Consider the following 23430-nt stretch of genomic DNA (forward strand, 5'->3'; position numbering starts at 1 on the left):
TAGTTATTAGGAGGTTCCTCTATGCTTTCGCAAACCACTAAAGACATAATTAAATCAACCGTCCCCGTCCTCGAAATGCATGGCGAACACATTACCACGCGGTTTTATGAGCGTTTATTTGACAATGAACCATCTATGCTCGATATCTTTAATCAAACCAACCAACGCAGAGGTCAACAACAAACTGCGTTGGCCAATGCCTTATATGCCGCCGCCTTGCATATTGACCACATTGAAGACATTTTACCAGTTGTCCGACAGGTTGGACACAAACACCGTGGGCTCGGGGTCAAGCCTGAGCATTACCCAATTATCGGCGAGAACCTCCTAGCCGCTATGAAAGAAGTCTTAGGGGATGCCGCGACCGACGACATCATTGGGGCGTGGGCTCAAGCCTATGAGATGATCGCAGGCGCTTTTATTGATGTGGAACAAGCTATGTACACCCAAGCGGCGACCCAAGTTGGTGGATGGGACGGCTTCCGCCCTTTTATCGTCAAGAAAAAAGTCCAAGAAAGCGACGTCATCACGTCCTTTTATCTTGAGCCCCAAGATGGGGGTGCCATCGCCACGTATGAACCCGGACAATACCTCACCCTCAAAGTTAACATTCCAGGCTTAGCCCATACCCAACGTCGCCATTACAGCCTCTCGGGCCAACCGGGTCAATCTTACTACCGCATTAGCGTGAAACGCGAAGAGGCTCACGACGGATGGCCCGATGGTTTGGTCTCAACCTACCTGCACAGGCAAGTACATGTGGGCGATATCATAGAAGTGGCGGCTCCAGCTGGTGACTTCACGCTCGATGTTACCACTCCTCGGCCTATTGTCTTCTTAAGTGGTGGTGTCGGCATGACTCCATTGCTGAGTATGCTTCATTCCTTACTAGCGTATGACCCCGAGCACGAGGTGACCTATGTGCATGCAGCCTTGCATGGCCGGGTGCATGCCTTTCAAACGGAAATGGAGTCCCTAGCATCAACACATCCGTCACTTCGCTACGCCATTGTGTATGAAAACCCCGAGAAAGAAGATACGGAGCGGGCGCACTTTCTGAGAGCCGGACGCATTGACGCCCCCTTATTATCGACCCTGATTGCCCCCGAATCCGAGTTCTACATCTGCGGCCCCCAACCCTTTATGCAAGCCATGGTCACCGCCCTAAGCCAGTTGAACGTCTCACCAGATCAGATTCACTATGAGTTCTTCGGCCCCCAAAGAAGCCTAACCGCCTAGGTAGAACGCGAGAAAAGCCCTGTCTCGCACCTATCCGCTCAGCTTGCTTGTTTTCCTTGTGACCAAGTTCGCCGCCCGTTAATGCAAAAACGACGGGCGGCTTTCGTTTGTCCTCGAGCTGTGTTTGTCAGTGCGTCCACGACTCACTGCTGTGAGCACAAAGTTTTAGAGCAAATGTTAGCCAGCGAAACAACAGGACAGAAAACACAATAAGGACCCTGCACCGTCTATGACGACCATTTCGTTCGACTAAGGGGTCCCCCTTAACTTCTCTGTTCGACATGCACCCATAACGCGAACCGCGCACTACATACCCACGAGGCCGCCACCTCTTCGAGCTTCAACCACTTGTTTTGGTCACCAAGCGGCCGCCAAGCTGGTCATATGTTTCGTGCGCTCGCCCAACAACGGCAAATCATATTGCTCTTCGATCATGCGAAGCACCGAGGTATGATCGAAGACGGTATGGTCAATTCGTGACCTCAAACGGCCCGACAATAAGATAGCCGGCACTCGAATGCCTGGCCCAAAGTCATCGACCAGTTTCGGTGCGACGTGGTCATAATAGCCACCGGCTTCATCAAAATTAAGCACCATGAGGGTATTCTTCCAGTCCGGGGACTTCGCCAAATGTCGAACAATCGACACAGCTTGTTGCATACTCACAGAAATAGGAGTAGGCGGATGACCACTAGTCCATAAGCCCGGCGCAATAAACACCACCTCGGGCAAACAGCGCTTTGAAACGTCTTCATAAAAGCGGGACAACGGCAAAATATGGGAGGATAGTACCGGATCATCTATAAAACGGGGAAACCACAGTAATGGACAGAAATACAGCGCTTTCGCCAAAGCACGCGACAGCAGGTTTGGCCGATATCCGTTTACATAATACGCCCAAGTAATCCCCTTGTCATTGAGCTGATCAAAAACAGTGACTTGATTAAAGGTTAGGCGGCTGCCAAGTGGGGGGTCATTGCGGCATCCGGCGCTGGTTCCGGAAATTAGATAGAGTCGATTGGGCAATGTCGGACCTAAGACGGATGCATGATATTGGTCTGAGAGGATCCCTTGTCGCGCCAACCAAAGATATCCTGTGATCCACCCTTCCGGAAAATAGCCCATGGTCATGGGGCCGCCGACCTTTACAAAACCGTTCATTTTTCCGTCATTCCATTCGGCATGGATCGCATCCCATGAATGCGGGGGATTGGTCCAGTACAGCGCGCAATCATCATGCGAATAAGGAAACGGAGCTATGGGACGTCCCCGAGGATTAGGCATTAAGACGCCCGTTGGAGTTCCATCGGCACCAGGATAATGCCCGAACATTTGATCAAACGAATGATTCTCCTGCGTCAGAACGACAATATGGCGCCACGGGACCATTGGGATTTCACCTCACCGTATTCTATTCACGCCTCGTCTGCATGTGAAGAATGAACGAATGCATGAGGACGGTTATCGAAAATTCACGTCTCTTTTATTCAAAGAGATTTCCCACACATCTCCCCTGCTCAAATTTACGTATGTGGTAATGTTTCCACTGGGACACGGCGACATAGGACGTTTAAAAGGGGCCTCAATGGCCCCTAGTCGCATACACTGTGTTCTTTAAAGTCCAGCCCCGTTGACAGCACCCCTTGGTCCCTTCATGCAATATACAGCAATCTGAACAACCTAGGCTAAGTAGGCGTTTTCAATCATCGTACGCGCGTCATTCACATGTTCAGCCAGCCGTTCATACGGCTTACGCAGCTGCCCTGTTTCTACCTCATAGACATAACTGTGGATACTAACGTGCGCGGGAATAAAAGGATGGTTGCGTAAGAAGTTTACTTGCGCCGCCGAAATAGCATCAACGTCATCGAACATCTTTATCCACCGCCCAAAGGCCTCCGGGTCGGTTAACGTCAGTTCGGGTAGTGAGGGATCAAGTGCCACATGCTCTAAACTGCCAACTTTTTCCCTCATTGCTTGCACCAACACCTCGGTTTTGGCCGACATCATGCCACATTCGGTATGATTAACGATAATAATTTCTTCTGTTCCGAAAAAGTTGGTCGTCAACATCGCCGAACGAAGCACGTCGTCGGTGTGACTACTCCGCCCGCATTGCGAAAAATATGAGCATCTCCTTGTGCAATACCTAAAGCCTCCTCGACCGGCAATCGCTCATCCATACACGCCACAACAAATAACCGGCGGTTATTCGGAATTCCGCGTTGTCGACGCAATACCCAATCCGTATGCGCATGAATTTGTTGGTCCAAAGCTTCGTACAGCATTGTCATCCCCCTTTTACTTTTTAGTAACGCATATATAATGGTACTAGTTATTTACTACCATTTCATTGACGATATGGAGCAGAAATTCAGTCAATTTTTGTCTTAATGGTCAAAGGTTTGGAAAGGACGTGGCTGATGACACTGCGTGAAGAATTTATAGAGCGTGTTCTCTCCAATGCATCACCTGGCTTGTCTGAGGAGATGCAAATGATCGAAACCGCCCACCACATCGCGCTATGGGTTCAACAATGGATTACCGATAACCACTTACCCGTCAATACCTTACCTCATGCGGTACAAGCGGTTGCGAAATTCAAGCAAGCCGTTGGCGCCAAAGTTCATGTAATAGGGGATAACGATCAAGTGACCTTGCATATCGACACTTGTCCTATTGCTAGCTTAAGCCGCGCCAATCCTCGTTTGTGTTTTTTAACCTGCCACATTTTGGGCACGACTGCCGCTCTAACCGATCAGCCCACGTGGGTGCGAGTCGAAACAACATGGGCCCTTGACGATCAACCCTGCCGATTAGTGGTAGCGACACAATCACCACTGACTCCTGTGACCATGTCCTACGCTGCACCGACCCTTTATCCCCCCAACCCTCTTGCTTTTTGGGAACGCACGGAAAAATTTTCGACATCCCCTCTGCCCCCTGAATTGTCCTCTCTCTTTACCAATGCACCCTGCACCGTAACCGAGTTGTTAGAATCATTAGAAGCGCGACTAAAAGCATCCGTGTGGCTAGAAGAACACCATGGATCGGTGTGGGGATCACCTGCCAACGAAACGGATGTCACGCTGAGCCACGCAGTGTTTTGGCGCAATCAACGCGTTGGTCGCCTCTTTATACAACCCCAAACACCCCATCATCGGGATCTGGCACGATGGCTTCCGATGTTAGCCCGAATCGTCGCGATGACTTGGGCTGAAACGCAAGTGCTCCCCGTTAGTTGGGACGAAAGTCAGCAGCTGTTAAAGATTTTGTTAAGCCCGGTATCCGTGGATAAAGCGGAGGTATTAGACCGCTGGAATTATTTCACTCAGCTTTCTTCACTCTGTCCTGCGCGCGTTGTTGTGTGGCTTTCCTCCCACGCGAACCATGAAGAGCGTGAGGAGACTCTGTTGCGATTACAGCAATATGCGCGTCTAAACACTTCACATGCTCCCGTGTTGGTCGGCTTATTTCAGGACGTTTGGGTCGGATTAATGCCATCTCCATTCACCCCCGCCTTAATTGCTCCTTGGACTGCGGTAATCCGGCAAGGCCTCACGGTCCCTATAGGCATTGGTATCAGCCAAGACGTCGCCCATCTCGACGATTTTCCTCATGCGTTTGACGAAGCGTTAGAGTCCGCAAGATTTGCATTCGCACAGAGAATCAGCACACCGTTGGCCTTGTCCCAAATTCCCGGACTTCGCCTTCTCCCCTACCACCGAAAAATCCCGGCATTTAAAGCGTATTGCCTAAAATTATTCCAGCCCCTGTCTCAAGAAGATGACCTGCATCATAGCGAACTGCTTACCACATTAAAAACTTATATCGCATCGCAAATGTCCATTAAAGAAGCCAGCGCCCGGCTATACATTCATCCTGGCACCTTAAAATATCGGCTTAAACAAATTGAAGCGCTTACCGGATGGAATATTCATGATCCCTTATCCTTGTGGGAAATTTTGACGGGCCTCATCGTATCCGACCAGCTGTCATGGGACGGGCTTGCGTCTTTCAATGCATCAGCGGTTGGCCCTCATGGTTCAAGGCCGCAAGAGACCTCCTCGGTCCCAGACCCGCCTTGAGGTAGCCCTGGGGCAATGTTCTCACCAAAGTTTACACAAATATCATGAAACAGGCTCGGCGCCACAGAAGCTTCCTCCTGCGATTTTTGGGGTTTGCGAGACCGCATATAAGGGCGCGGCTTTCAGTGCGTCCGGACGACTTGTCATAAAAGCAGAAGCTGAACCACTTATTTCATCATAAACGGCACAATTAAGAACAAGACAATATTGGCCAAGCCGTGCCCCAAAATGGTAGGGTAAATGGATCCGGTTTTTTCTCGCATCCAGCCCCATGCCAGCCCGACGATAAAGACGAAGAGGACATCTGGCCCAGAGTGCCAACCAATGTGTAACAAGCCCCACGCCAATGCCACATAGATAATCCCCTGCCAATAATGTAAGAGAGGCAGGCTATAATGCTGCAATAAGCCGCGGAAGAGAAGCTCCTCAGATAATCCGGTAAACACAATCAGCAAAATGGATGGTAATAGCGCCTGCCCCCACGTCAAGTGGGTAATCAGGGCCGCGGGATGAATGAGACGGCTTTCCAGCAACCCTAGAAAGGGCGAGGTGACCACAGTGATAATGACGAGGCTCCAGTGCTTTGGCCACACCATGCCCACGTCTTGCCACGACAATTGAAACACCCGCTTGGCCGTAAGAGCTGCTCCCAACAAAGGCGTTTCCGCCAACACGTAGTACCAAACGCCCGGCAATGTCTTCGAGGAAATCGCAAAACTGACAATCCGAACCAACGGCAAGATGGCTAACACCCAAAAGAATTGGCGCTTAAGAGCGTTTTGTTCTGTTGTGGCGCGGTAAACAATAATGGCTGCTAAAATCGCATGAAGCCATATGCCCACCAGCGGAGCGATGATATCCGAGACAATCTCTGCAAGCCCCAGCGCTATGACGTAACCCCAGAGTTCGGCGACTGGCCCCATCGTAAAACCGCGCTTGCTACGCGTACGCCTTAAGGCGTAATTCGGTATGTGATCCATAGCCGGCGAAAAAGCCCTCCCTTCTCCTGCAGAAGGCGAAATTCCACATGCATGCGTCCTGGTTCGCGTGATGGCAAGACAATTAACTGGCTCCAATGCCCATGAGCAGACACCTTCACCGTTTCTTTGCGAATAACGGACGCATTAGCAATCTCTTGTAGCTGAAACACTTCGACGCGGGCATGAGGATTGGAGACATTGAGTCGCATAGGGTACTTTTGGCCAACAGGTATCTCATAGGGAAAGCCAGCCAGTTGTCCTTGGGGCGAGGTAATCGAAAAGGCCACGGTGCGGTCGGCTAAGGTCCGGCTCACGACGATCCCCGTCATCAGAACCAGTGCGGCCACTCCACCCACAACCCCAAACACACGCCAGTCCTTCCAGCTCCATCCCCCACGCTCCGAACGGAGCCCATGCCCATGTTGCCGAACCCAGAAATTACTCACCGCCAATACCATAGTTACGATGAGCAGCAATAGCATCACGTGAGAAGCTGTAAAAGGAAACTGAACGAGTGCCATGAGTAACCCCATCACAATGAGCAAAACAATATTCATGGCCAACGACAATCCAACTCGTTCAAGCCGAGAGATTTTCTGCGACGGGATTAAGAGCTCCATAATTAAATAGCCTGGCACGAACAACCCCAATACGAGGCCCAGCATAACGCGGATGGGTTCTAGGAAAGGAACGGCGTATGTGCCCCATAATCCAAGAGCTGCCACCACGCTCCCTATCAAATCCACGTGGGCCCATGGCGTCTTTGGGGATGGATGGCGCTTAACACGTCTTAACAAACGATCGTCTATGTGTTTCGCATTCATATCAGAAAACTTCAATCGCGTCTTAGCTCCCTTGGGGGTAAGAACAGGCACTTTCACAAAACCCCATGCATTCGCGTATTCCTACAAAAAATTCCCCTGCTCTTGAACTTGATCCCACGAGACACATTTACCAAAAGATCCATATCCTTACTATAACAAAATATGAGACGACCTTTCCTCGTTTTCTGTCGCCTATCACATGCCATCTTTTCTCAAAGACCGTGTTCCCCACCCGTGCCATTAGCCCGGCATCTCACTTTAGGCTTCAAAAACTTTTTGCTACTCGCGTGAAAGTTCCCCAAATGACTCAGCAGTATATCAAAGGGCATAGTCTTAGAAGCCCCTACCAGCCAAAACAACAGCTCGACCAATGTTGCAAAGCCAATTAACGGCTTATACCGCGCAGTATTAAGTGTGCGGAAGTTATAGAGCAGAAATGGGATATAGCCGCTGACGTGACCATTACCTCCTCATATCTTGTTGGCTGCCATAAGGTCAACATGGATGAGGGAACATGCCATAGCCGGATTTCGCTAGCTTGTGGGACGATATCTTTTTACGATTATCGATCACCAGGGCAACACGAATACTTACTAACGTTGTTTTCACACCCACAGAGACTTAGGCTTACGGCCTAGGGTGTATTTGGTCAACCATAAGACGGGGAGCGGTTCCCTCCGCAGATTGTACGGCCTTCTTGGTCTGGTGATTATGAGTGTATCGAGAGGCTTACACCGGACATTCTTTATTGGAGAGCATATAGCCAATGCCTGGCTTTGTCACAATATACATTTTAGCCGACTGTCCGATTTTCTTTCGCAATCGACTGACGGTCACGTGTAGGATACTATAATTCCCTTCATACTCCGAGCCCCATACTTGGCGTAACAACGTATCGGCCACAATCACGCGGTTGACATGTTTCGCTAAAAGCAGCAAGACCCCATATTCTGTCTTCGACAACGAAATCGTCATATCTCCGACCAGAACTTGCGGGTTATCGGTAAATATTTTGAGACAGCCAATTGTCAAGGGAGCGGTAGGCATATCGCTACGGTGGCGGCGAATCACGGCCGCCATTCGTGCACACAATTCCTCCATCGCGTACGGCTTGACAATAAAGTCATCTGCCCCTATGCCCAGCGCCTTGACCCGGTCTTCGACTTGATCGCGGGCCGAAATCACAATGACGGGTACACCCGATTGCTCACGCAACGCGTGCAATACGTCATAACCGGACAACCGGGGCAACATCAGATCTAACAAAACAATATCCGGATCAAATGTGGCGGCCTCGGCTAATGCCTCTTCCCCCGTACTGTAACATTGCACTTGATATCCTAAAGGCTCTAAATTAATGCGTAAAAGGCGTTGGGATCGAAACTCATCTTCCACGACCATAATCCGCGACAATGCTGTGCACGCTTTAAAGTCTTCAACAGACATGGCCATCCTCTCCCTCGGGCTCGTAATGCGTCACACTGGTACCATTGTTGAACGGCAGGCACAATTCAAACGTTGTGAGCCGGCGCGAGATGTCATCAACCAAAGCCAATGTACCATGATGCGATTCCGCTAAGCCACGAGCCACGGCCAAGCCGAGTCCCATGCCGCCGCCTGAACGCTCACTGCCGCGGAAAAACGGCTCAAAAATATTCTCGCGAAATTGCTCTGGGACCCTCTCCCCATCGTTGGTGACCCGCACGACCACAAATTGTTGACGACACGTCACCGTTACCGCCACCACCTGATTACAATGTGCGGTCGCATTGGCCAACAAATTATTAAAGATTTGCCGCAGGCGCAAAGGATCGGCCGTAATAATGGGAATAGTTTCTTCATCGGCGTGAAATTCGATGCGGCGCTCATTTTGCTGCCATAGCCTTAGACACTGACGGACTTCGTGGACGATGTCGACCGATTCCGGAGACAACGTCAAGGATCCTGTTTGAAGTCGCGTCAATGTCAATAAATCTTCAATAATACCCTGGAGATGGACAGCGGAGTCACTCAAAATACTTAACATTTCTTGTAAGTCCGAGTCGGACTGAGGTGCCTTGCGCATTACGGTGTCGACAGCTCCCAGCATTAAATGCAGCGGTGTTTTGAGTTCGTGGGTTACAATGGCTAAAAAAGCTCGCTGCGTCACTTGCGCCTGATTCAGTCTCTGATTAGTTTCCCGTAAGGTTTGATTGCTTTTCTCAATTTGTTCCACCAATTCCTTCTGGTGGGTAATCTCACGGTGCATCACCGCCCAGTAATGGACATCCTCTGATAGCCGAACGGGAAAGACATGTTAATGTCCAATTGTGTGGTGTAAATAGGGGTTAGATGTTTGCCAGATTTTGTCTGGACAACAGACCATCCCATTCGGCTTCCTAGAGATTGTCAAGATCACAAAGGAGGTCCGAATGGGATGACTACCCCTACTGTGCCATTACTCGATTTGCTACGCAAGGCCGGTGTCGAAGACACCGATTTCCTGCGCGAGGCGGTGGAATGGTTTTTGCAGCAATTGATGGAAGCCGAGGTCACGCAACAGATTGGGGCGGGTCCGCATGAGCGGACCGGGGCCCGGACGAACAGCCGGAACGGCCATCGGCCGCGGACCTGGGAGACCCGCGTAGGCGCGGTGCAGCTGGCGATTCCCAAGTTGCGGCAAGGGACCTACTATCCCGAGTTCCTGGAACCCCGCCGCCGCAGTGAGCATGCGCTCGTGGCCGTCATTCAAGAGGCGTATGTGCACGGCGTGAGCACCCGCAAAGTGGATCAACGGGTGCAATCGTTAGGGATGACCGGCATCAGTAAGTCGCAGGTGTCGCAGTTATGCCAGGGCCTCGACGAGCGGGTCACCCGGTTTAAGCAGCGGCCCTTGGAGGGCACATATCCGTACGTCTGGCTGGATGCCAAATATCTCAAAGTGCGGGACGGCGATCGCGTGGTGAGTATGGCCTTCGTGGTGGCGACGGGTGTCGCCCAGTCGGGCGACCGGGAGATCTTGGGCTTTGATATCGGCCTGAGCGAAGACGCCGCGTTTTGGACGGCGTTTCTGCGGGACTTGGTGGCACGGGGCCTGCGGGGTGTGCAACTGGTCATCAGCGATGCGCACACGGGGCTGCAAGCGGCCATTCGCCAGGGGCTGCAGGGGACGAGCTGGCAACGGTGCCGTGTACACTTCATGCGCAATCTCCTGGCTCACGTCCCGAAGCAAGCCCAAACGATGGTCTCCGCGCTCGTGCGCACGATCTTTGCCCAACCGGATCAGCCCAAAGCCCGCGAAGAATTGGGGCGCGTCGCGGACCATCTCGCGGAGCGATTTCCCCAGGCCGCCGCGTTGTTAGCCGACGCGGAAGACGAGGTGTTGGCCTACATGGGGTTCCCCCACGAACATTGGAAGCAGATGGCGTCCACGAACCCCTTAGAGCGGCTGAATCGGGAAATTGGCCGCCGGGCCGATGTGGTGGGCATCTTTCCGAACCGCGCCGCGGCGTTGCGGCTCGTGGGAGCGGTGTTGATGGAGTACAACGACGAATGGGCCGCGTTCCCGCGGCGGTACTTCAGCCAAACGTCGATGGCCAAACTGGAAGCCGGCGCAGACGCGCCGGAAGAGTTGCGGGATTCCCAGATGCAACTCGCTTAGCGGGTCACTAGGAGGCCGGAGCTTTTACACCACTTGACAGGACATGATCTGTCGAAATACTCGCCCCAGCAACAACGTCCTTCCATTATTTTTAAGGCCCAAAATGACGATCACACAAAATGCCAACAACTCTATTCGAGAAAATCGAAATTAGCAGGCTTACCGTATTGAGTGGAAATTTCCGGAGAAGGATTTGGAGTGTTAGGTCGGCTACGGACTCTGGAGACGAGAATTTAACACACGAAAACTGCTTGCTTTCAATTCCTCATAGGTAGGCTACGAACTTCACCATCACGGTCGAAATTCTTCGTTTTACATTGTTTCAATTCCTCATAGGTAGGCTACGAACCCATTTTGCGCTGATATAGCTTGACTTGTCAACGAAAGGTTTCTCCAGCAAGGGATCCAATATTTTAGTGCTTAGACGCTAACCCTTGTCAGCAAAGGCTGAGAAGCAATCATGATATGTCGTCGATCGACGGCACTTTTTGCGCTACTGGAGATCGACGACAAAAAACCCAGCCGTTAAAAAATAAATCCTTCCTCGACCTTAGGGCTCCCGAGTGTAATCCTTTCTGAATAACGCAAGGTGGCCCATGTGTACATAATGATATAGTCTTCCTTTTTATTAATTATCCGACCCAATTCTTTCTGCAAAGCTTTGAACTTGCCTTCTGTCAGTTCGCCTTCAAATACCGAGTTTTGCACCCAATTGAGGTACTTACGACAGATTTTTAGGATCTTTGGATCGCGTTTTACCCCCGCATCATAGACCAGAATCACAAACATCGCCGTTCACCTACCATTGAGCCACAAATGGCTCGTAATCGTGGTCTCCCATGAAATGCTTTTCCAGCTTATATAACTCCATACGAATGAGCCGCCGATATGACACCAGCCGTTTGGATTGGCGATGGCGAATGACGGCTCGGAGCCTTTCGTCATAAGCTTCTACATTCTTTACGAGCACGATCTGACATCATAATGCCGCCTTGATTCTTATTGAAGTCCTTCAAGGTGATAACTTTCTTACCAACTAATGTAAAAATTAATCGATCTACCACTATCGGTTTAAAAATTTCTGCCACATCGAGATTCAGAGAAAATCGGCGCTGATTGCTGGTGTGCAAATAACCTAAGCGAGGATCAAGATGCGTTTTATAAATTTCTCCCATAACAGATGTATACATTAGCGAATTCCCAAAGCTGATTAGAGCATTGAGTTGATTGGCCGGAGGCCTGCGCGTCCTCGTGCCAAACACAAACCCAGATCCCTCCAAAATTGCGTCAAAGGCCTGATAATAATGCTCGCGAATATTTCCTTCAATGGCCATCAACTCCGGAATCGTTGCTACCAGGTCCGTTCGCTGTTCCAATTTGGCAATTTCGTCAATCGGATGAGCCATCTCTTTACCTCGATTGCCATAATATCGAAGCACGCGCAGTATATTCGCCGCAGCACCTTGCACAAAAGCACGGGCAAGCGTGAAGCGCCCGGAATTATTCTCGCCATTTTTTGGAAGCAGTTGTTGCAAGACATTTTGTGGCCGTGGTCTTGGACTCATATTCCCAATGTACACGGTGGTTTAACACACCCTGCCCTGTTAACGCTGTCGCCCACGGAACCCTTTTTTACCGTAATCAATGTCGTATTAACCGTCGCGTTGCTGTTGACATCTCCCGTATGGATGTATGAAATATGGATGTATCTGAATCCCATTCTTCCCCCTGCCCACCGGCGCTGGGTGGGATGGGCGCTATTTACGGCTCTTATACTCTTTTGGATCGGTGTGGCCTTTACTTTTGCCATTCTAATTCCCGCCTCATTGCGCTTCTTAATGACATTTGCGGCATCCGTATTCACAGAGTCATTACGCGCCGGTCCGTATCTAAGTTTTGTGACGACTTTTTCCCTTGCCTTCGGTGTGCTATTTACGGTACCGGCGTGGCTTGGAATTACTGTCAAACTAGGATGGTTGCGTATTGAACAGCTTCGCCGCGGACGCCGATTCGCTCTGTTTGCCAGCGCGGTTCTCGCTGCCGCCATCGTTCCATCACAAGACCCTCTGACCTTGATGGCCGCTATTCTTCCGGTTTACGGACTCTATGAAATAACGATTCAATTGAGTCGGTGGATTCGTCCTCTGTAATAAAGCCCTAAACTCATGTCCTCATCAAAATACATCGCAGAAACTCATATGTGGCCTACGATAAAGGCGGTGACTTAGCTCTTCAATTTAACAGTCACCGCTTTATCGATGCCCAAGAAGTCAAGATCCCGTACTTGAACCTTCCCCCTCGTTAATGTTAATTGGGTGGTGTACATAGGAATCACCGCACCGCGAACGCGGTTCCAAGAAACAAGCGTAGCGAATCTTTTACGTATGATGTCCCCATCACGCCCCATCTTGACACACCCGACGCATGGAATTCTGTCCTCGTCTGTGTGCTCTCAGCCACATTTTGTGACCATTTTAAGGTTTTGCCGCGACGCGAACGGTATTTTACGGATCCGCAGATGGCGCACCTCCGAGATGCTGGACCCTCTTTATAACTTTATGGGTTGCATCAATCCTTGGGCAAGCGCCACGCACTGGGTATTCACGCCTCCCGCCACAAAACTCGAATACACGGGAAGAAAACTAGCGGAGATATTTTCCCCGGATGCAAGCGAGACGCTCCACACTGCCGTTCGGGCTGGGCCTCTTATTTGCCGGTGGGCTTAAGCGGAGGTCAAGTGTCCTACGATGAGCATAGACGGATTGGTCTATACTCATCCAATTCTGCTTATGTCTACCCTACTGCGTCTCGTCATATTAACACCTCTACGGGAGTGCATCGGCTTTGATCACGCTCCTTAACAGCACATCCACCCCCCGTTCGAGGTCCATGGGGTCTGTCCATTCCTCGGGCGTATGACTAAGACCCTTGTAACTCGGCACAAAAATCATTGCTGTAGGTACCCGCGGCGCTAATGCCATGGCATCATGTCCAGCCCAACTGGCCATATGCTGAAATGAATATCCACCGTCGCGCGCCGCGTCCGACACTATAGATTGCAGCACCGGATCAAACGCAATCGGTTGCGAGGAATCCGTTGTTCCGGCTAACACCGCATGATCATCCACCCTAGTGATCTCCGCATTGAAGCCTGCCCGTTGGGCAATGCGTTCCACGTCCCCATGAACCATGTCCAGCACTTCTTGAGCAAGACTCGCATCGTCCGATCGCAAGTCCAACGTCCAGATAATGTCCGGTGGCACGGCATTAATTAAATGGGAATGCACATCGACTTGTCCTACAGTCGCCGCAATCCGCGGATACGGGTATCCATGATTCGCTTGGTGAATGGTGGTCATAAGATTATGCCATACCTCAGCGGTTGCAAAAATAGGATCCGCCCGGTCGGCTCCACTATAAGCCGCATGAACCCGTATTCCACGCATGGTAAACCGTTCGCGAAACTGCACATTAATTCCCGACACCACCCCGATATGGCAGTGATTTCTTTCCAGGATTGGACCTTGCTCGATATGGAGTTCGAGATACGCTGCCATTCGTGATAAATGATTTGTTGCCTCCATCTTCTCCACACTGTAACCGGCTTGAAGAGCAGCCTCCGCCAAAGAGGTACCTTGTCGATCAATTTTGTCAGAGAACTGCGCCACTGGCGTGGCCCCCGAATAAATCCGGCTCCCGAAAAGGGTAGTCCCAAAGCGCGCACCCTCTTCATCATTCCACGCCACTAGTTCGATATTATGCCGTGGACGATAATGGTCGGCCTTGAGTTGCTGGATAACCCGCATCGCTCCGATGACCCCAAGTGCGCCGTCAAAACGTCCGCCGTTCGGAACACTGTCGCGGTGTGAGCCGATAACAATGCTGCGGTCAGCATCGACATCCCACACAGCCCACAGATTATTTGCTGTGTCTCTAGAGACCTGAAGACCTACGGCGGTCAGGGTGTCCGTCAGCAACAACACGACTTGTTCATCTTCATATGTCCATGGCAGGCGCGTGACTCCTCCCTTAGACGTTGGCACACTAAACCGGGCAAGGCTCTCCAAATCGTGAAGAATCGTGGCTCCGGAAACTGTTCTGTTCATTGTTCTTGCCCTAATTTCACGGCCTCGGGAGGAGAGGGCGGGCTTGATACTTGGCGTGCAAAAGCGTCCGCAAATCGCAAGAGCGTCGCCTCATCCCCATACTTGCCCACAATCATCATGCCCACCGGCAATCCATCGATCAGACCACATGGCAATGTCATGGCAGGATGCCCACTCACATCAAAAGGAGCGGTATTCACCACCATTTCAAATGCCTTGTTCAATTGTTCCGCTATGGGGTCATCCTTACCGGGAAGCAGTGTTGCGGTCATCGGCAGAGTCGGCATCACAAGCAAGTCCACGTCCTCTAACGCTTTATCATAGGCACGGCGCAGTTCCCCTGCCAAATTCTGCGCCATGGCGTAATACTTCCCATAGGTATGTTCTTCCATGTACGACGCTACCAGTAACAACTGCTTGACCGTCGCCGGCAAAGCTGCTGCATTTTGGCGCCATGCTTTCGCCCAGTAGGACATAAGTTCTGGCGAATAACGCCCTTTCCAACCGTACCCTGATGCATTGCCCTTCATCATCACGGCCCATGTGCCTTCCACAGCAATCGCATTCCACACGAGCATAGCCTGACGATGCCAAGGAATCGAAACAGATGCGATGCTAACGCCCTTTGACTCCAAGCTTTCCGAGACACCCCATACCATATCGTCCACACGCGGATCAGACTGCGGCCATCCAAATCCCTCTTTTACGACCCCAAGACGAAAGCCTCTTAATTCCTGGCCTAGAGCCGCCATATAGTCACCAGACGATGCAAAGGTGACGCCTTTCTGGCGTGGATCATTCCCATCAGGTCCGGCTATCACCTCAAGAAGACGAGCGACATCGGGAACCGTTCGGGCCATGGGCCCTAAATGGTCCAAACTGGGTTCAATAGGAAATGCTCCAGTATACGGCACAAGTCCCCATGTCGGTTTTAGACCAAAGACCCCACACCATGCGGCGGGAATGCGTATGGAGCCCCCTTGATCACCGCCGATTGCCATATCCACTTCACCCGTGGCAAGCAATACGGCACTGCCACTCGAAGAGCCTCCTGAAGACCTAATGGGATCATAGGGGTTACGCACAGGCCCTGTATCACTAGTGAAGCTACTGCCCGAAAAACAAAGATTCTCACAGACCGATTGACCAACGATCGTACCGCCTGCACCAAGAATGCGTTGGACAACCGTTGCATCCTCCCTTGGACGAAAGTCTGCCATAAGGGATGTGCCATTACTGAGCGGAATACCCGCGACGGCGACATTGTCCTTAATAACGACGCGTTTCCCGACGAGTAGTCCGGTCTTAGCGCCAACAATTTCTCCTTTCCAGTACCACGCTCCCAGCGGATTATCTTGAGGATCCACCAGATGCCCTTCTCGCCCTTCGTTAAATGAGCTTTCTTTTTCTTGACTTAACGTTTCCAGTTGCACGTAGCCATCAAAAGATGGCTGAAGCGCGCTGAAATATTGACCTAATTCCTCATCGCTTAGCTGCAATCCCAGACTCTGAGCAATCTCCTTAAAATCTTTGAACTCCGGACCCTTCATAATCTATCGCTCCTCCTGTTATCACGTGTTATGCAACCGGACTCAGAAAAGGCCCGCGAACCTGTTCCCATTGCTGTGCTAATGCCAACAAACGATGCTCTTGTCCCCAAGGCGCTACAAATTGGATTCCCACAGGCAGTTCGCGCCCTTGGGGCATCAAAGGTACGGAGATGGCGGGCAAACCTGAGAAATTAAAGGGTGAGGTCAACTGCGTAAGGACATTACGCGTTGAGGGTTCTGCGATAAGCGGCGCCTCAATACTGACGGTTGGCAGCATCAAGAAGTCAAAACGCTCAAATAAAGCCTGGTACTCTGCCATGGCCATAGAACGCAGTCGCAGGCTATTCACATAGTCCACGCCCGAAAAACGTCGTCCCGCTTCCAACAAGATGCGGACGTCGGTTCCATATTGTTCGGGATATTTTTCTAACCACTCGTGGTGATAACTCGCTCCCTCTACGCGGGATAAAATAAACGCCGCGCCCAATCCTGGCTCCCATAACGGTAAGACGGTCTCCTCAGTATGGTAGCCGAGATGTGTGACCATTCTAATAGCTTCAATCATGCCTTGACGTACCGCGTCATCGAGCAAAGACTCAATCGACGATAGGACGACACCCACACGCGACGGCGACAGACGGCTGCTATCCAACACGTTGGGATCCCAAACCCGGAATACCTCGGTCATGTCCGTCACCGTTTTGGTTAAAAAACCGACATGGTCCAAGGACCAACTGAGCGGAACAACCCCTTCGCAAGATAATCGCCCATACGTCGGCTTCAATCCCACCACACCACACAATGCGGCGGGAATGCGAATCGAGCCGGCCGTATCACTACCCAATCCGACTATCGCCATCCCAGCCGCCACTGCCGCAGCCGACCCGCCGCTCGAGCCTCCCGCAATCCGTTCGGTATCCCACGGATTGCGGGTCGCCCCGAAATGAGGATTGATGGTAGTCGCGCCCATAGCAAATTCGTGGGTGTTGGTCTTGCCCATGACAAGGCAACCGGCTTCACGCAGCTGGGCCACAACCACCGCATCCGCCTTTGGAATCTCCTCAAGAAAGGCACTACCGGCGGTAGTCGGGTAACCTTCTACGTCAAAAATATCTTTGATGGCCACAGGGATGCCGGATAGAGGACCCATACGGACCTCAACGGGTGGCACCGGTTCTATCACCGTAAAAGCATTCAGTACAGGATTGCGATCGACGATTTGCTCATGATAGACCGTAAAAATCTCATTGACACTCAACTCTTTTTCGCCAACAGCATCTAATATCTCACGAAGAGATAAATTGGTTATATCTGCCTTCATCATAAGACGCTCTCTTTCTGCGTTGTCGATGGCAACACAACGTGCACAGCAGGCAGTACATCACGCGGGATCGATAACGTGGCGAACATTTCTACGACACTTTGCCACACCACAGTCGCTTGGTCTGCAATTACCGCATCTAAGTCGGCGTGCTTCTTAACCATCGTAACGTTCGCTCCTCTCTTTTATTCGTCGACCACCGCTTCTTCACCAAACTTGATATGCAAGCCGGCTCCTTGCGGTAATTTGCACATGTCGTGACAGGCTGACTCCAAGGTGCAACAAAGGGAGCAGATGGAGCCCTCATGAAATGGGCAATTAGCCATGTCGGGTTGTTCAAAATCAAAACCGCAACTGACACAGGTGGATTGACTCGTTGTTCTCGCCAGCTCTAGTTCTTCGGTAATCTCCTTTTCTGCGTCGCTTTCACGGGCAATGTAGTACTTACCCTTCGTCATAATGGCGATAAGCGGAGCGGCTATCATCGCCACAACCAACGACAGATAGGAGGAAAATGCTGCCAGAGCCGTTCCAAACAGACCGAAATAAGCGGCTAAAGAGATGACGGAGGCGATAATCATCGCGCCAAATCCTACAGGATTAAAGTTGTAGAGATGGGCTCGCCTGAATTCCACAACGGGTGGACTAATTTTCAAAAGACCTTTGTTAATCACTAAATCTGCCACGACCGCCCCAATCCATGCCACGGCGACATTAGAATAAAACCCTAACACCTTATCAATCGCCCCGAAAATGCCCATTTCCATAATCAACAGCCCAATGCCTAGTTGAAACATCAACCAGACAACCCGGCCGGGGTGACGATGTAACGTGCGCGAGAAGAAATTCGACCATGACAAAGATCCGGAATAGGCATTCGTCACGTTAATTTTCAATTGCGAGAGAACCACCAAAATCGTGGCAATGGTTAATGCCGTGCCCACGTTAGGAATAACACTGTGAAAAGCCTGCGTGAACATCACCACCGGCACATCCGCTTGCGATGCCAACCCCTTGCCAACGACAAAGGATGTAAAAAACTGGCCTAAGATATTCTGGGGGGTGCTAATGAGAATCCAACCCGGGCCAGCTAAAACCAATGCCCAAAGCCAAGCGGTACGATTCGACTTGGTTTGATCGGGCATAAACCGGAGATAGTCGGCTTGCTCCCCGATTTGAGCGACCAGGGACATCATCACTCCTCCTGCCGTAGCCGCAAGCAACCACGAAAAATGTGGTCCTGATGCGGAATGGCCTCCAAAATGAGTCCATGCACTAATAGCCCCAGGGTTATGGGCAAATACAGCCCATAATGCAAAGGCAATGAGAATAACCCACAAGGGTTGGGTCCACGCCTGAAACTTCGAGAGCAGTGTCATTCCAAACATCACAAGCGGAATGATAATGAGGACCGCAACGAGATAACTCCACGCCACACTAATGTGAAAGAAATCCGAGATAGCTTGGCCCATAATAGCGCCCTCAAGTGAAAAATAGATAAAGGTAAATGACGCATAAATCAGGGACGTCACCGTAGACCCAAGATACCCAAATCCGGCGCCACGGGTGAGAAGATCCATATCAATATGGTTTTTGCCAATATAATAAGCAATGGGTAATGCCGTTAAAAAGGTAATCAAGGACACTCCAATGACTGCCCACAAGGCGTTGGCGAAGCCAAAAACCAAAATCAGGGACCCACCAATAGCATAACTGGCCATAGCGGTCTGACCGCCTAGGGCAGAAATAAGAACAGCCCATGGAGACCATTTTCGAAAGGACGATGGCGCATATCGTAACGCATAGTCTTCCATAATCGGATTGTTGACCAAGTTTCCAAAGGTTCTTTTTGTTGCCATCATTTAGCCCTCCTTGTAAAGTTCGTGATCTCGTTAGCCGCATTGGCAGGTGAATTTATCAAAAAGGTCGTGAAAGGGACCTTCGCCTTGGGGTATGGAATGCCACGGGGTATTGCACCTAAGAAGTGAACATCAGAAACAAGAGAACGGGGTACGATTTACTGGACTGGCCTAACAACGTGGGCAAGGTAACGACGAACGATAATCTGAAATTCTTCTTGGTTTTAGCTGAGGTAGAATATTGCTCACCACAGCCTACTACTACCGTACACAGTTTTCTGCGCGATTTCTTGTTAAAATTGCCAACTAACACGATAACATCGTTTATTTGGCATTGCGCGCAAACTTTGTATTCACAATGTCTGCATACGACACCTGTCCGGGATGGATATTTCCCAGAAATTCTTGTAGCTCAAGAGCGTTATGGAATTCGCTTGGCGTTATGACGGGACTAGTAGCGTAGACCTTATCACGAATCATCCGCAGAACCCCCGCTTTGACAACGGATGGCGGAAGTGTCGGGAACTCTTTTATCGCAATTTGTATCGTCCCTTGGGGATGCTGGGCAATGTACCGAAGACTTTTGTCGATACCGTCGACAAATTCTTGCACGACCCGAGGGTGTTTCGCCATAAAGGCCCGACTCGTATCAATACTCGAGAACGCGTAATCGGATTGGTATTGATGCGCAAAGGAATAGACGACTTTTAATCCCTGAGCGACGGCTTCTTCCACGGTAGGTTCGTAAACTACACCATACTGCGCCTTACCTGCTAAAACTGGCGCAGCTTCGGTCCCTAACTCCACAAACTCCAAATTAGCTTTCATGTGTTTTTGCTTCAATGCCCGTTGAAGCAAATAGGTACTGGTGGAAGGCGGAATCGCAGTCGCAATATTTTGTCCCGCTAAGTTGCTAAAAGACCCCTTTTGATGGCCAACAATCCATACGGGTACTCCATTAACAACCCCCGCAACAGGCACCACGGAAGCCCCCTTAATATCTGACAATGTTGCGATCATGGGGTCCTGCAAGGAAAACTGTGCTGAGCCCGAGATAACGGACGCAACGGCGTTGGCACCGCTATTGCTCGTAACTTTAGTTACTTGTAACCCTTCTGAAGCAAAGTACCCTTTGTCCATCGCAACATAAAGAGGTAAATACAATAAGGATTGAAACGCTTGAGCAATAACGACCTTCGTACCTGCAGAAGCGCTGGCTTCTGCTTTGGCGGACGACGCACCACATCCGGATAATAGTACCGTGGCCCCTAGAAGTCCCATCAGCCGTTTAGGTCTTATCACAATGAATCATCCCCCTCAATTAGTTAAGCGCACTTACCAGGGGCGACCTCGAATAACGAGGCGTTCGACGACCGCAACCCCGCCGTACAAGACCAACGCCATCAGCGATAAGACTAAGACGCCCACCCAGACAACATTTAATTCGAACAAATTCCCGGCGACAAACACAGCATGGCCTAATCCCGCCTGGGACGCGATAAACTCCCCGATAACGGCTCCTACCAAAGCCAGCCCTACGTTAATACGCATCGCATTAACGACCCACGGCATACTTCCGGGCAGAATCAAATGAAGGAACACTTGTCGTCGGTTCGCACCAAACGCCCATAACAAGCGTTCAAAATCCCGGTCAAGTTCCATGGCGCCTTGATAGGCAGCGAGCAACGCAACAACAACAGTCGACGCGAACGCCAAGAGAATCTTCGATTGAATGCCGGTACCAAACCAAATAATAATCAAGGGCGCCAGAGCAATCTTCGGAATACCATTGAACACCACGGCAAATGGCTGAAATACCTTCGACGTTCCTGTCCAATACCAAAATGAGTAGCCAATTATCGTACCTCCCACAGTACCCAAAACGAAACCACTGAGCGTTTCAATCGCGGTAATTTGAATATCGGTTTGAAGGCTCCCCGCACTCCACATTGACCGGGCGCTTTGCCAAATCAACATCGGGCTGCCGGTCAAAAAGCCATTGACCCAGTGACGCCATACAGCAATTTGCCACAGTACTAATACGATCCCCACAATGAGGACCTGCCATCCGAGGCTTTTAACGGTCGATGCGTGTCTATTGAAAATTCGTGGCTTGGAGGGATTGCTGATCTCTATTTTCTGTTTCACTGCCACTAGCGCTCATCCTCCCTGCAATCTCCATCTGAAGACCTAACTCCTGCCACAAGATATCAAAATACGTGTGATATTCGGGAGCCTTACGCGCCTCCCATGGCGTCCTAGTCTCGGAGATTGTAAGACGAATCTCGTGAATGGCTTTGACATGCGCCGGACGGTGACTCAAAACAATGACCCTATCTGCAAGTGAAATAGCCTCCCCTATATCATGAGTCACCAACATCATCGTTCGGTGTTCACGACGATTAATCTCAAGTAACTCATTTTCGAGTAATAACCGTGTTTGATAATCAAGTGCGGAAAATGGCTCATCGAGCAAAATGAGTGAAGGCTCAATCATCAACGTCCGAATCAGCGCGGCACGCTGCCGCATGCCACCAGACAACTGGTTCGGATAAGCATGTGCATAGCCTTCTAGTCCATAACGCCTTAAGTATTCGTGCGCCCGTTCGATGTGGCGACGGTCACGACGAGAGTGTATATCCAGCCCGAGCAATACGTTGTCCAATATGGTTCGCCAAGGAAACAGGAGATCCTTTTGCAACATATAGCCAAGTTTGTCTCGTTGAGCATTATCTGCGGATCCGTCGAGCAAGATGGTACCTTGTTGCACCGGCATAAATCGCGCAAGGAGGTTGAACAGGGTTGTCTTGCCCGCACCGCTCGGTCCCACTATGCAAACAAATGAACCTTTGGGAACACTAAAGGATATATCTTGCAGAATTTCCGTGTATTGTCCGCGGTTAAAATAGCCATGATGGAGACCACTTACCTGTAACGCTGCTGTCATACGCTAATCTCCAGTGGCGCCATATCTTCCCACAACAACGAACATGGATTGGAACGGGTAAACAGCATCCGGTAGTTCATCACATCAAAAATGACTGCCGTTACCGTAGAGATCGGCTCACTGCGAGAGTAGCGAGCTCCTGGCACATCATAATCATGAACACAAATAGGAGGATTTAGCGCATCGCCGTGGCTACTCAAAAATTCTTTGATAGCGTTAATAGCGTCAGATTTCGTCTGTTGGTGATTCGTTCTTCCAAACGTTTCGGCCAGTGAATAACGCCCAAAGCGATCAAATTGAATCTCGGGTGAAAGAAGCTTTTGTTCCTCCTGAGCCAACAAGACGCCGTTGTTCGCGCGCACCAAATAATTTCCTGCGCCCTCTTGAAATCGAATTTGTCCTTGATAATATTCGACCACCCCTATTGTGCCGTGGTGATCCGCTAACAAGAAGTTACCTCCAACGTTGCTTGGAAATTGCTGAAAGTATTGTGATAAAAACTGATATCCTTCCTGAACCGTGGTACACTCCGCCAACATCGATGCATTGGCCAAACCTCGGTTATCTCCCACCCATCCCGATTCCTGCGGGCCACCATTGGAATCGGGCATGCATGTATCCAGATATGAAAGGACAGAACATAACCCTTGCGAATTTAATCCTGAATTAATTCCCAGCTGAACAGTAATCCCTACGGCTAAAGCGCGCATGCCCGAAGGGAAAGAGACTTCTGCATGCCATGTGCCAGCAGGAGCAGCATCCAACGTCTTAAACCCCAACAACCACTCTTTATCCGTCCCTTTCAATATACCTGTCGTACACATTAGAGCCACCCCCTTGACATATTTTGTATCCAATATAGAGGGAATATATCAT

22 protein-coding genes are annotated in these 23430 nt (G+C 50.5%); 4 read left to right on the plus strand and 18 right to left on the minus strand.

Features of this window, described 5'->3' with window-relative positions:
- Positions 1–21: 21 nt before the first annotated feature.
- Positions 22–1239 (plus strand): NO-inducible flavohemoprotein, encoded by a 1218-nt coding sequence (hmpA, locus tag CO251_RS14125; protein ID WP_103376460.1) that lies wholly within the window; start codon positions 22–24, stop codon positions 1237–1239.
- 357 nt (positions 1240–1596) lie between these two features.
- Here hmpA and CO251_RS14130 read toward each other — a convergent pair whose 3' ends face one another.
- From CO251_RS14130 to CO251_RS17810, 3 genes are all read right to left on the minus strand, one after another.
- Positions 1597–2628: a phospholipase C gene (locus tag CO251_RS14130; protein WP_103376461.1), complete on the minus strand. Its 1032-nt coding sequence runs from the start codon at positions 2626–2628 to the stop codon at positions 1597–1599.
- Between the two features lie 291 nt (positions 2629–2919).
- Positions 2920–3312 (minus strand): hypothetical protein, encoded by a 393-nt coding sequence (locus CO251_RS17805; RefSeq protein WP_242968619.1) that lies wholly within the window; start codon positions 3310–3312, stop codon positions 2920–2922.
- Positions 3306–3527 (minus strand): hypothetical protein, encoded by a 222-nt coding sequence (locus CO251_RS17810; RefSeq protein ID WP_242968620.1) that lies wholly within the window; start codon positions 3525–3527, stop codon positions 3306–3308. Before CO251_RS17810 ends, CO251_RS17805 begins: the two co-directional genes overlap by 7 nt.
- 135 nt (positions 3528–3662) lie before the next feature.
- On the opposite strand from CO251_RS17810, the gene CO251_RS14140 reads away from it, so the two are divergent.
- Positions 3663–5327 carry a helix-turn-helix domain-containing protein gene (locus CO251_RS14140; protein ID WP_158246361.1) on the plus strand — a complete coding sequence of 555 codons (1665 nt, stop codon included), beginning with the start codon at positions 3663–3665 and terminating at the stop codon, positions 5325–5327.
- Between the two features lie 167 nt (positions 5328–5494).
- Here CO251_RS14140 and CO251_RS14145 read toward each other — a convergent pair whose 3' ends face one another.
- The 4 genes from CO251_RS14145 to CO251_RS14160 form a co-directional block, all read right to left on the minus strand.
- Positions 5495–6307, minus strand: coding sequence for a CPBP family intramembrane glutamic endopeptidase (locus CO251_RS14145; protein WP_103376463.1), 813 nt, complete (start codon positions 6305–6307; stop codon positions 5495–5497).
- Positions 6280–7131 (minus strand): DUF1616 domain-containing protein, encoded by an 852-nt coding sequence (locus CO251_RS14150; protein WP_146039096.1) that lies wholly within the window; start codon positions 7129–7131, stop codon positions 6280–6282. The genes CO251_RS14145 and CO251_RS14150 overlap by 28 nt, the downstream gene beginning before the upstream one ends.
- Positions 7132–7860: 729 nt before the next feature.
- Complete coding sequence (locus CO251_RS14155) at positions 7861–8577, minus strand: response regulator transcription factor (protein ID WP_103376465.1); 717 nt, start codon at positions 8575–8577, stop codon at positions 7861–7863.
- Positions 8567–9379 (minus strand): sensor histidine kinase KdpD, encoded by an 813-nt coding sequence (locus CO251_RS14160; RefSeq protein WP_103376466.1) that lies wholly within the window; start codon positions 9377–9379, stop codon positions 8567–8569. Before CO251_RS14160 ends, CO251_RS14155 begins: the two co-directional genes overlap by 11 nt.
- Before the next feature lie 168 nt (positions 9380–9547).
- On the opposite strand from CO251_RS14160, the gene CO251_RS14165 reads away from it, so the two are divergent.
- A complete protein-coding gene (locus tag CO251_RS14165) occupies positions 9548–10771 on the plus strand; it encodes an IS256 family transposase (protein ID WP_103376467.1) in 1224 nt (407 codons plus the stop codon).
- A gap of 525 nt (positions 10772–11296) precedes the next feature.
- Here the strand turns inward: CO251_RS14165 and cas2 are convergent.
- The gene (gene cas2 / locus CO251_RS14170; RefSeq protein ID WP_103376468.1) at positions 11297–11560 is read right to left on the minus strand and encodes a CRISPR-associated endonuclease Cas2; all 264 of its coding nucleotides are present in this window, start codon (positions 11558–11560) and stop codon (positions 11297–11299) included.
- Between the two features lie 152 nt (positions 11561–11712).
- The gene (cas1, locus tag CO251_RS14175) at positions 11713–12306 is read right to left on the minus strand and encodes a CRISPR-associated endonuclease Cas1 (protein ID WP_242968621.1); all 594 of its coding nucleotides are present in this window, start codon (positions 12304–12306) and stop codon (positions 11713–11715) included.
- Between cas1 and CO251_RS14180 the strand changes: the two genes are divergently transcribed.
- Positions 12301–12921, plus strand: a complete 621-nt coding sequence (locus tag CO251_RS14180; protein WP_242968622.1) for a twin-arginine translocase subunit TatC — start codon at positions 12301–12303, stop codon at positions 12919–12921. The genes cas1 and CO251_RS14180 overlap by 6 nt on opposite strands.
- A 675-nt stretch (positions 12922–13596) precedes the next feature.
- Here the strand turns inward: CO251_RS14180 and CO251_RS14190 are convergent.
- The 9 genes from CO251_RS14190 to CO251_RS14225 all read right to left on the minus strand — a co-directional run bounded on the left by CO251_RS14190 (position 13597) and on the right by CO251_RS14225 (position 23378).
- Positions 13597–14877, minus strand: coding sequence for a Zn-dependent hydrolase (locus CO251_RS14190; RefSeq protein ID WP_103376470.1), 1281 nt, complete (start codon positions 14875–14877; stop codon positions 13597–13599).
- A complete protein-coding gene (locus CO251_RS14195) occupies positions 14874–16427 on the minus strand; it encodes an amidase (protein ID WP_103376471.1) in 1554 nt (517 codons plus the stop codon). The genes CO251_RS14190 and CO251_RS14195 overlap by 4 nt, the downstream gene beginning before the upstream one ends.
- A gap of 28 nt (positions 16428–16455) precedes the next feature.
- Positions 16456–17751, minus strand: a complete 1296-nt coding sequence (locus CO251_RS14200; RefSeq protein WP_103376472.1) for an amidase — start codon at positions 17749–17751, stop codon at positions 16456–16458.
- Positions 17748–17912, minus strand: a complete 165-nt coding sequence (locus CO251_RS17455; RefSeq protein ID WP_158246362.1) for a hypothetical protein — start codon at positions 17910–17912, stop codon at positions 17748–17750. The genes CO251_RS14200 and CO251_RS17455 overlap by 4 nt, the downstream gene beginning before the upstream one ends.
- Positions 17913–17933: 21 nt before the next feature.
- A complete protein-coding gene (locus CO251_RS14205) occupies positions 17934–19610 on the minus strand; it encodes a cytosine permease (protein ID WP_103376473.1) in 1677 nt (558 codons plus the stop codon).
- A 321-nt stretch (positions 19611–19931) separates the two neighbouring features.
- Positions 19932–20909, minus strand: coding sequence for an ABC transporter substrate-binding protein (locus CO251_RS14210; protein ID WP_146039098.1), 978 nt, complete (start codon positions 20907–20909; stop codon positions 19932–19934).
- Positions 20910–20942: 33 nt separating this feature from the next.
- Positions 20943–21761 carry an ABC transporter permease gene (locus tag CO251_RS14215; RefSeq protein ID WP_242968623.1) on the minus strand — a complete coding sequence of 273 codons (819 nt, stop codon included), beginning with the start codon at positions 21759–21761 and terminating at the stop codon, positions 20943–20945.
- The gene (locus tag CO251_RS14220) at positions 21703–22554 is read right to left on the minus strand and encodes an ABC transporter ATP-binding protein (RefSeq protein WP_103376475.1); all 852 of its coding nucleotides are present in this window, start codon (positions 22552–22554) and stop codon (positions 21703–21705) included. The genes CO251_RS14215 and CO251_RS14220 overlap by 59 nt, the downstream gene beginning before the upstream one ends.
- Positions 22551–23378 (minus strand): carcinine hydrolase/isopenicillin-N N-acyltransferase family protein, encoded by an 828-nt coding sequence (locus CO251_RS14225; RefSeq protein WP_103376476.1) that lies wholly within the window; start codon positions 23376–23378, stop codon positions 22551–22553. The genes CO251_RS14220 and CO251_RS14225 overlap by 4 nt, the downstream gene beginning before the upstream one ends.
- Positions 23379–23430 lie beyond the last annotated feature (52 nt).

The organism is Sulfobacillus sp. hq2, assembly GCF_002903155.1.
Lineage (GTDB): Bacteria > Bacillota > Sulfobacillia > Sulfobacillales > Sulfobacillaceae > Sulfobacillus > Sulfobacillus thermotolerans.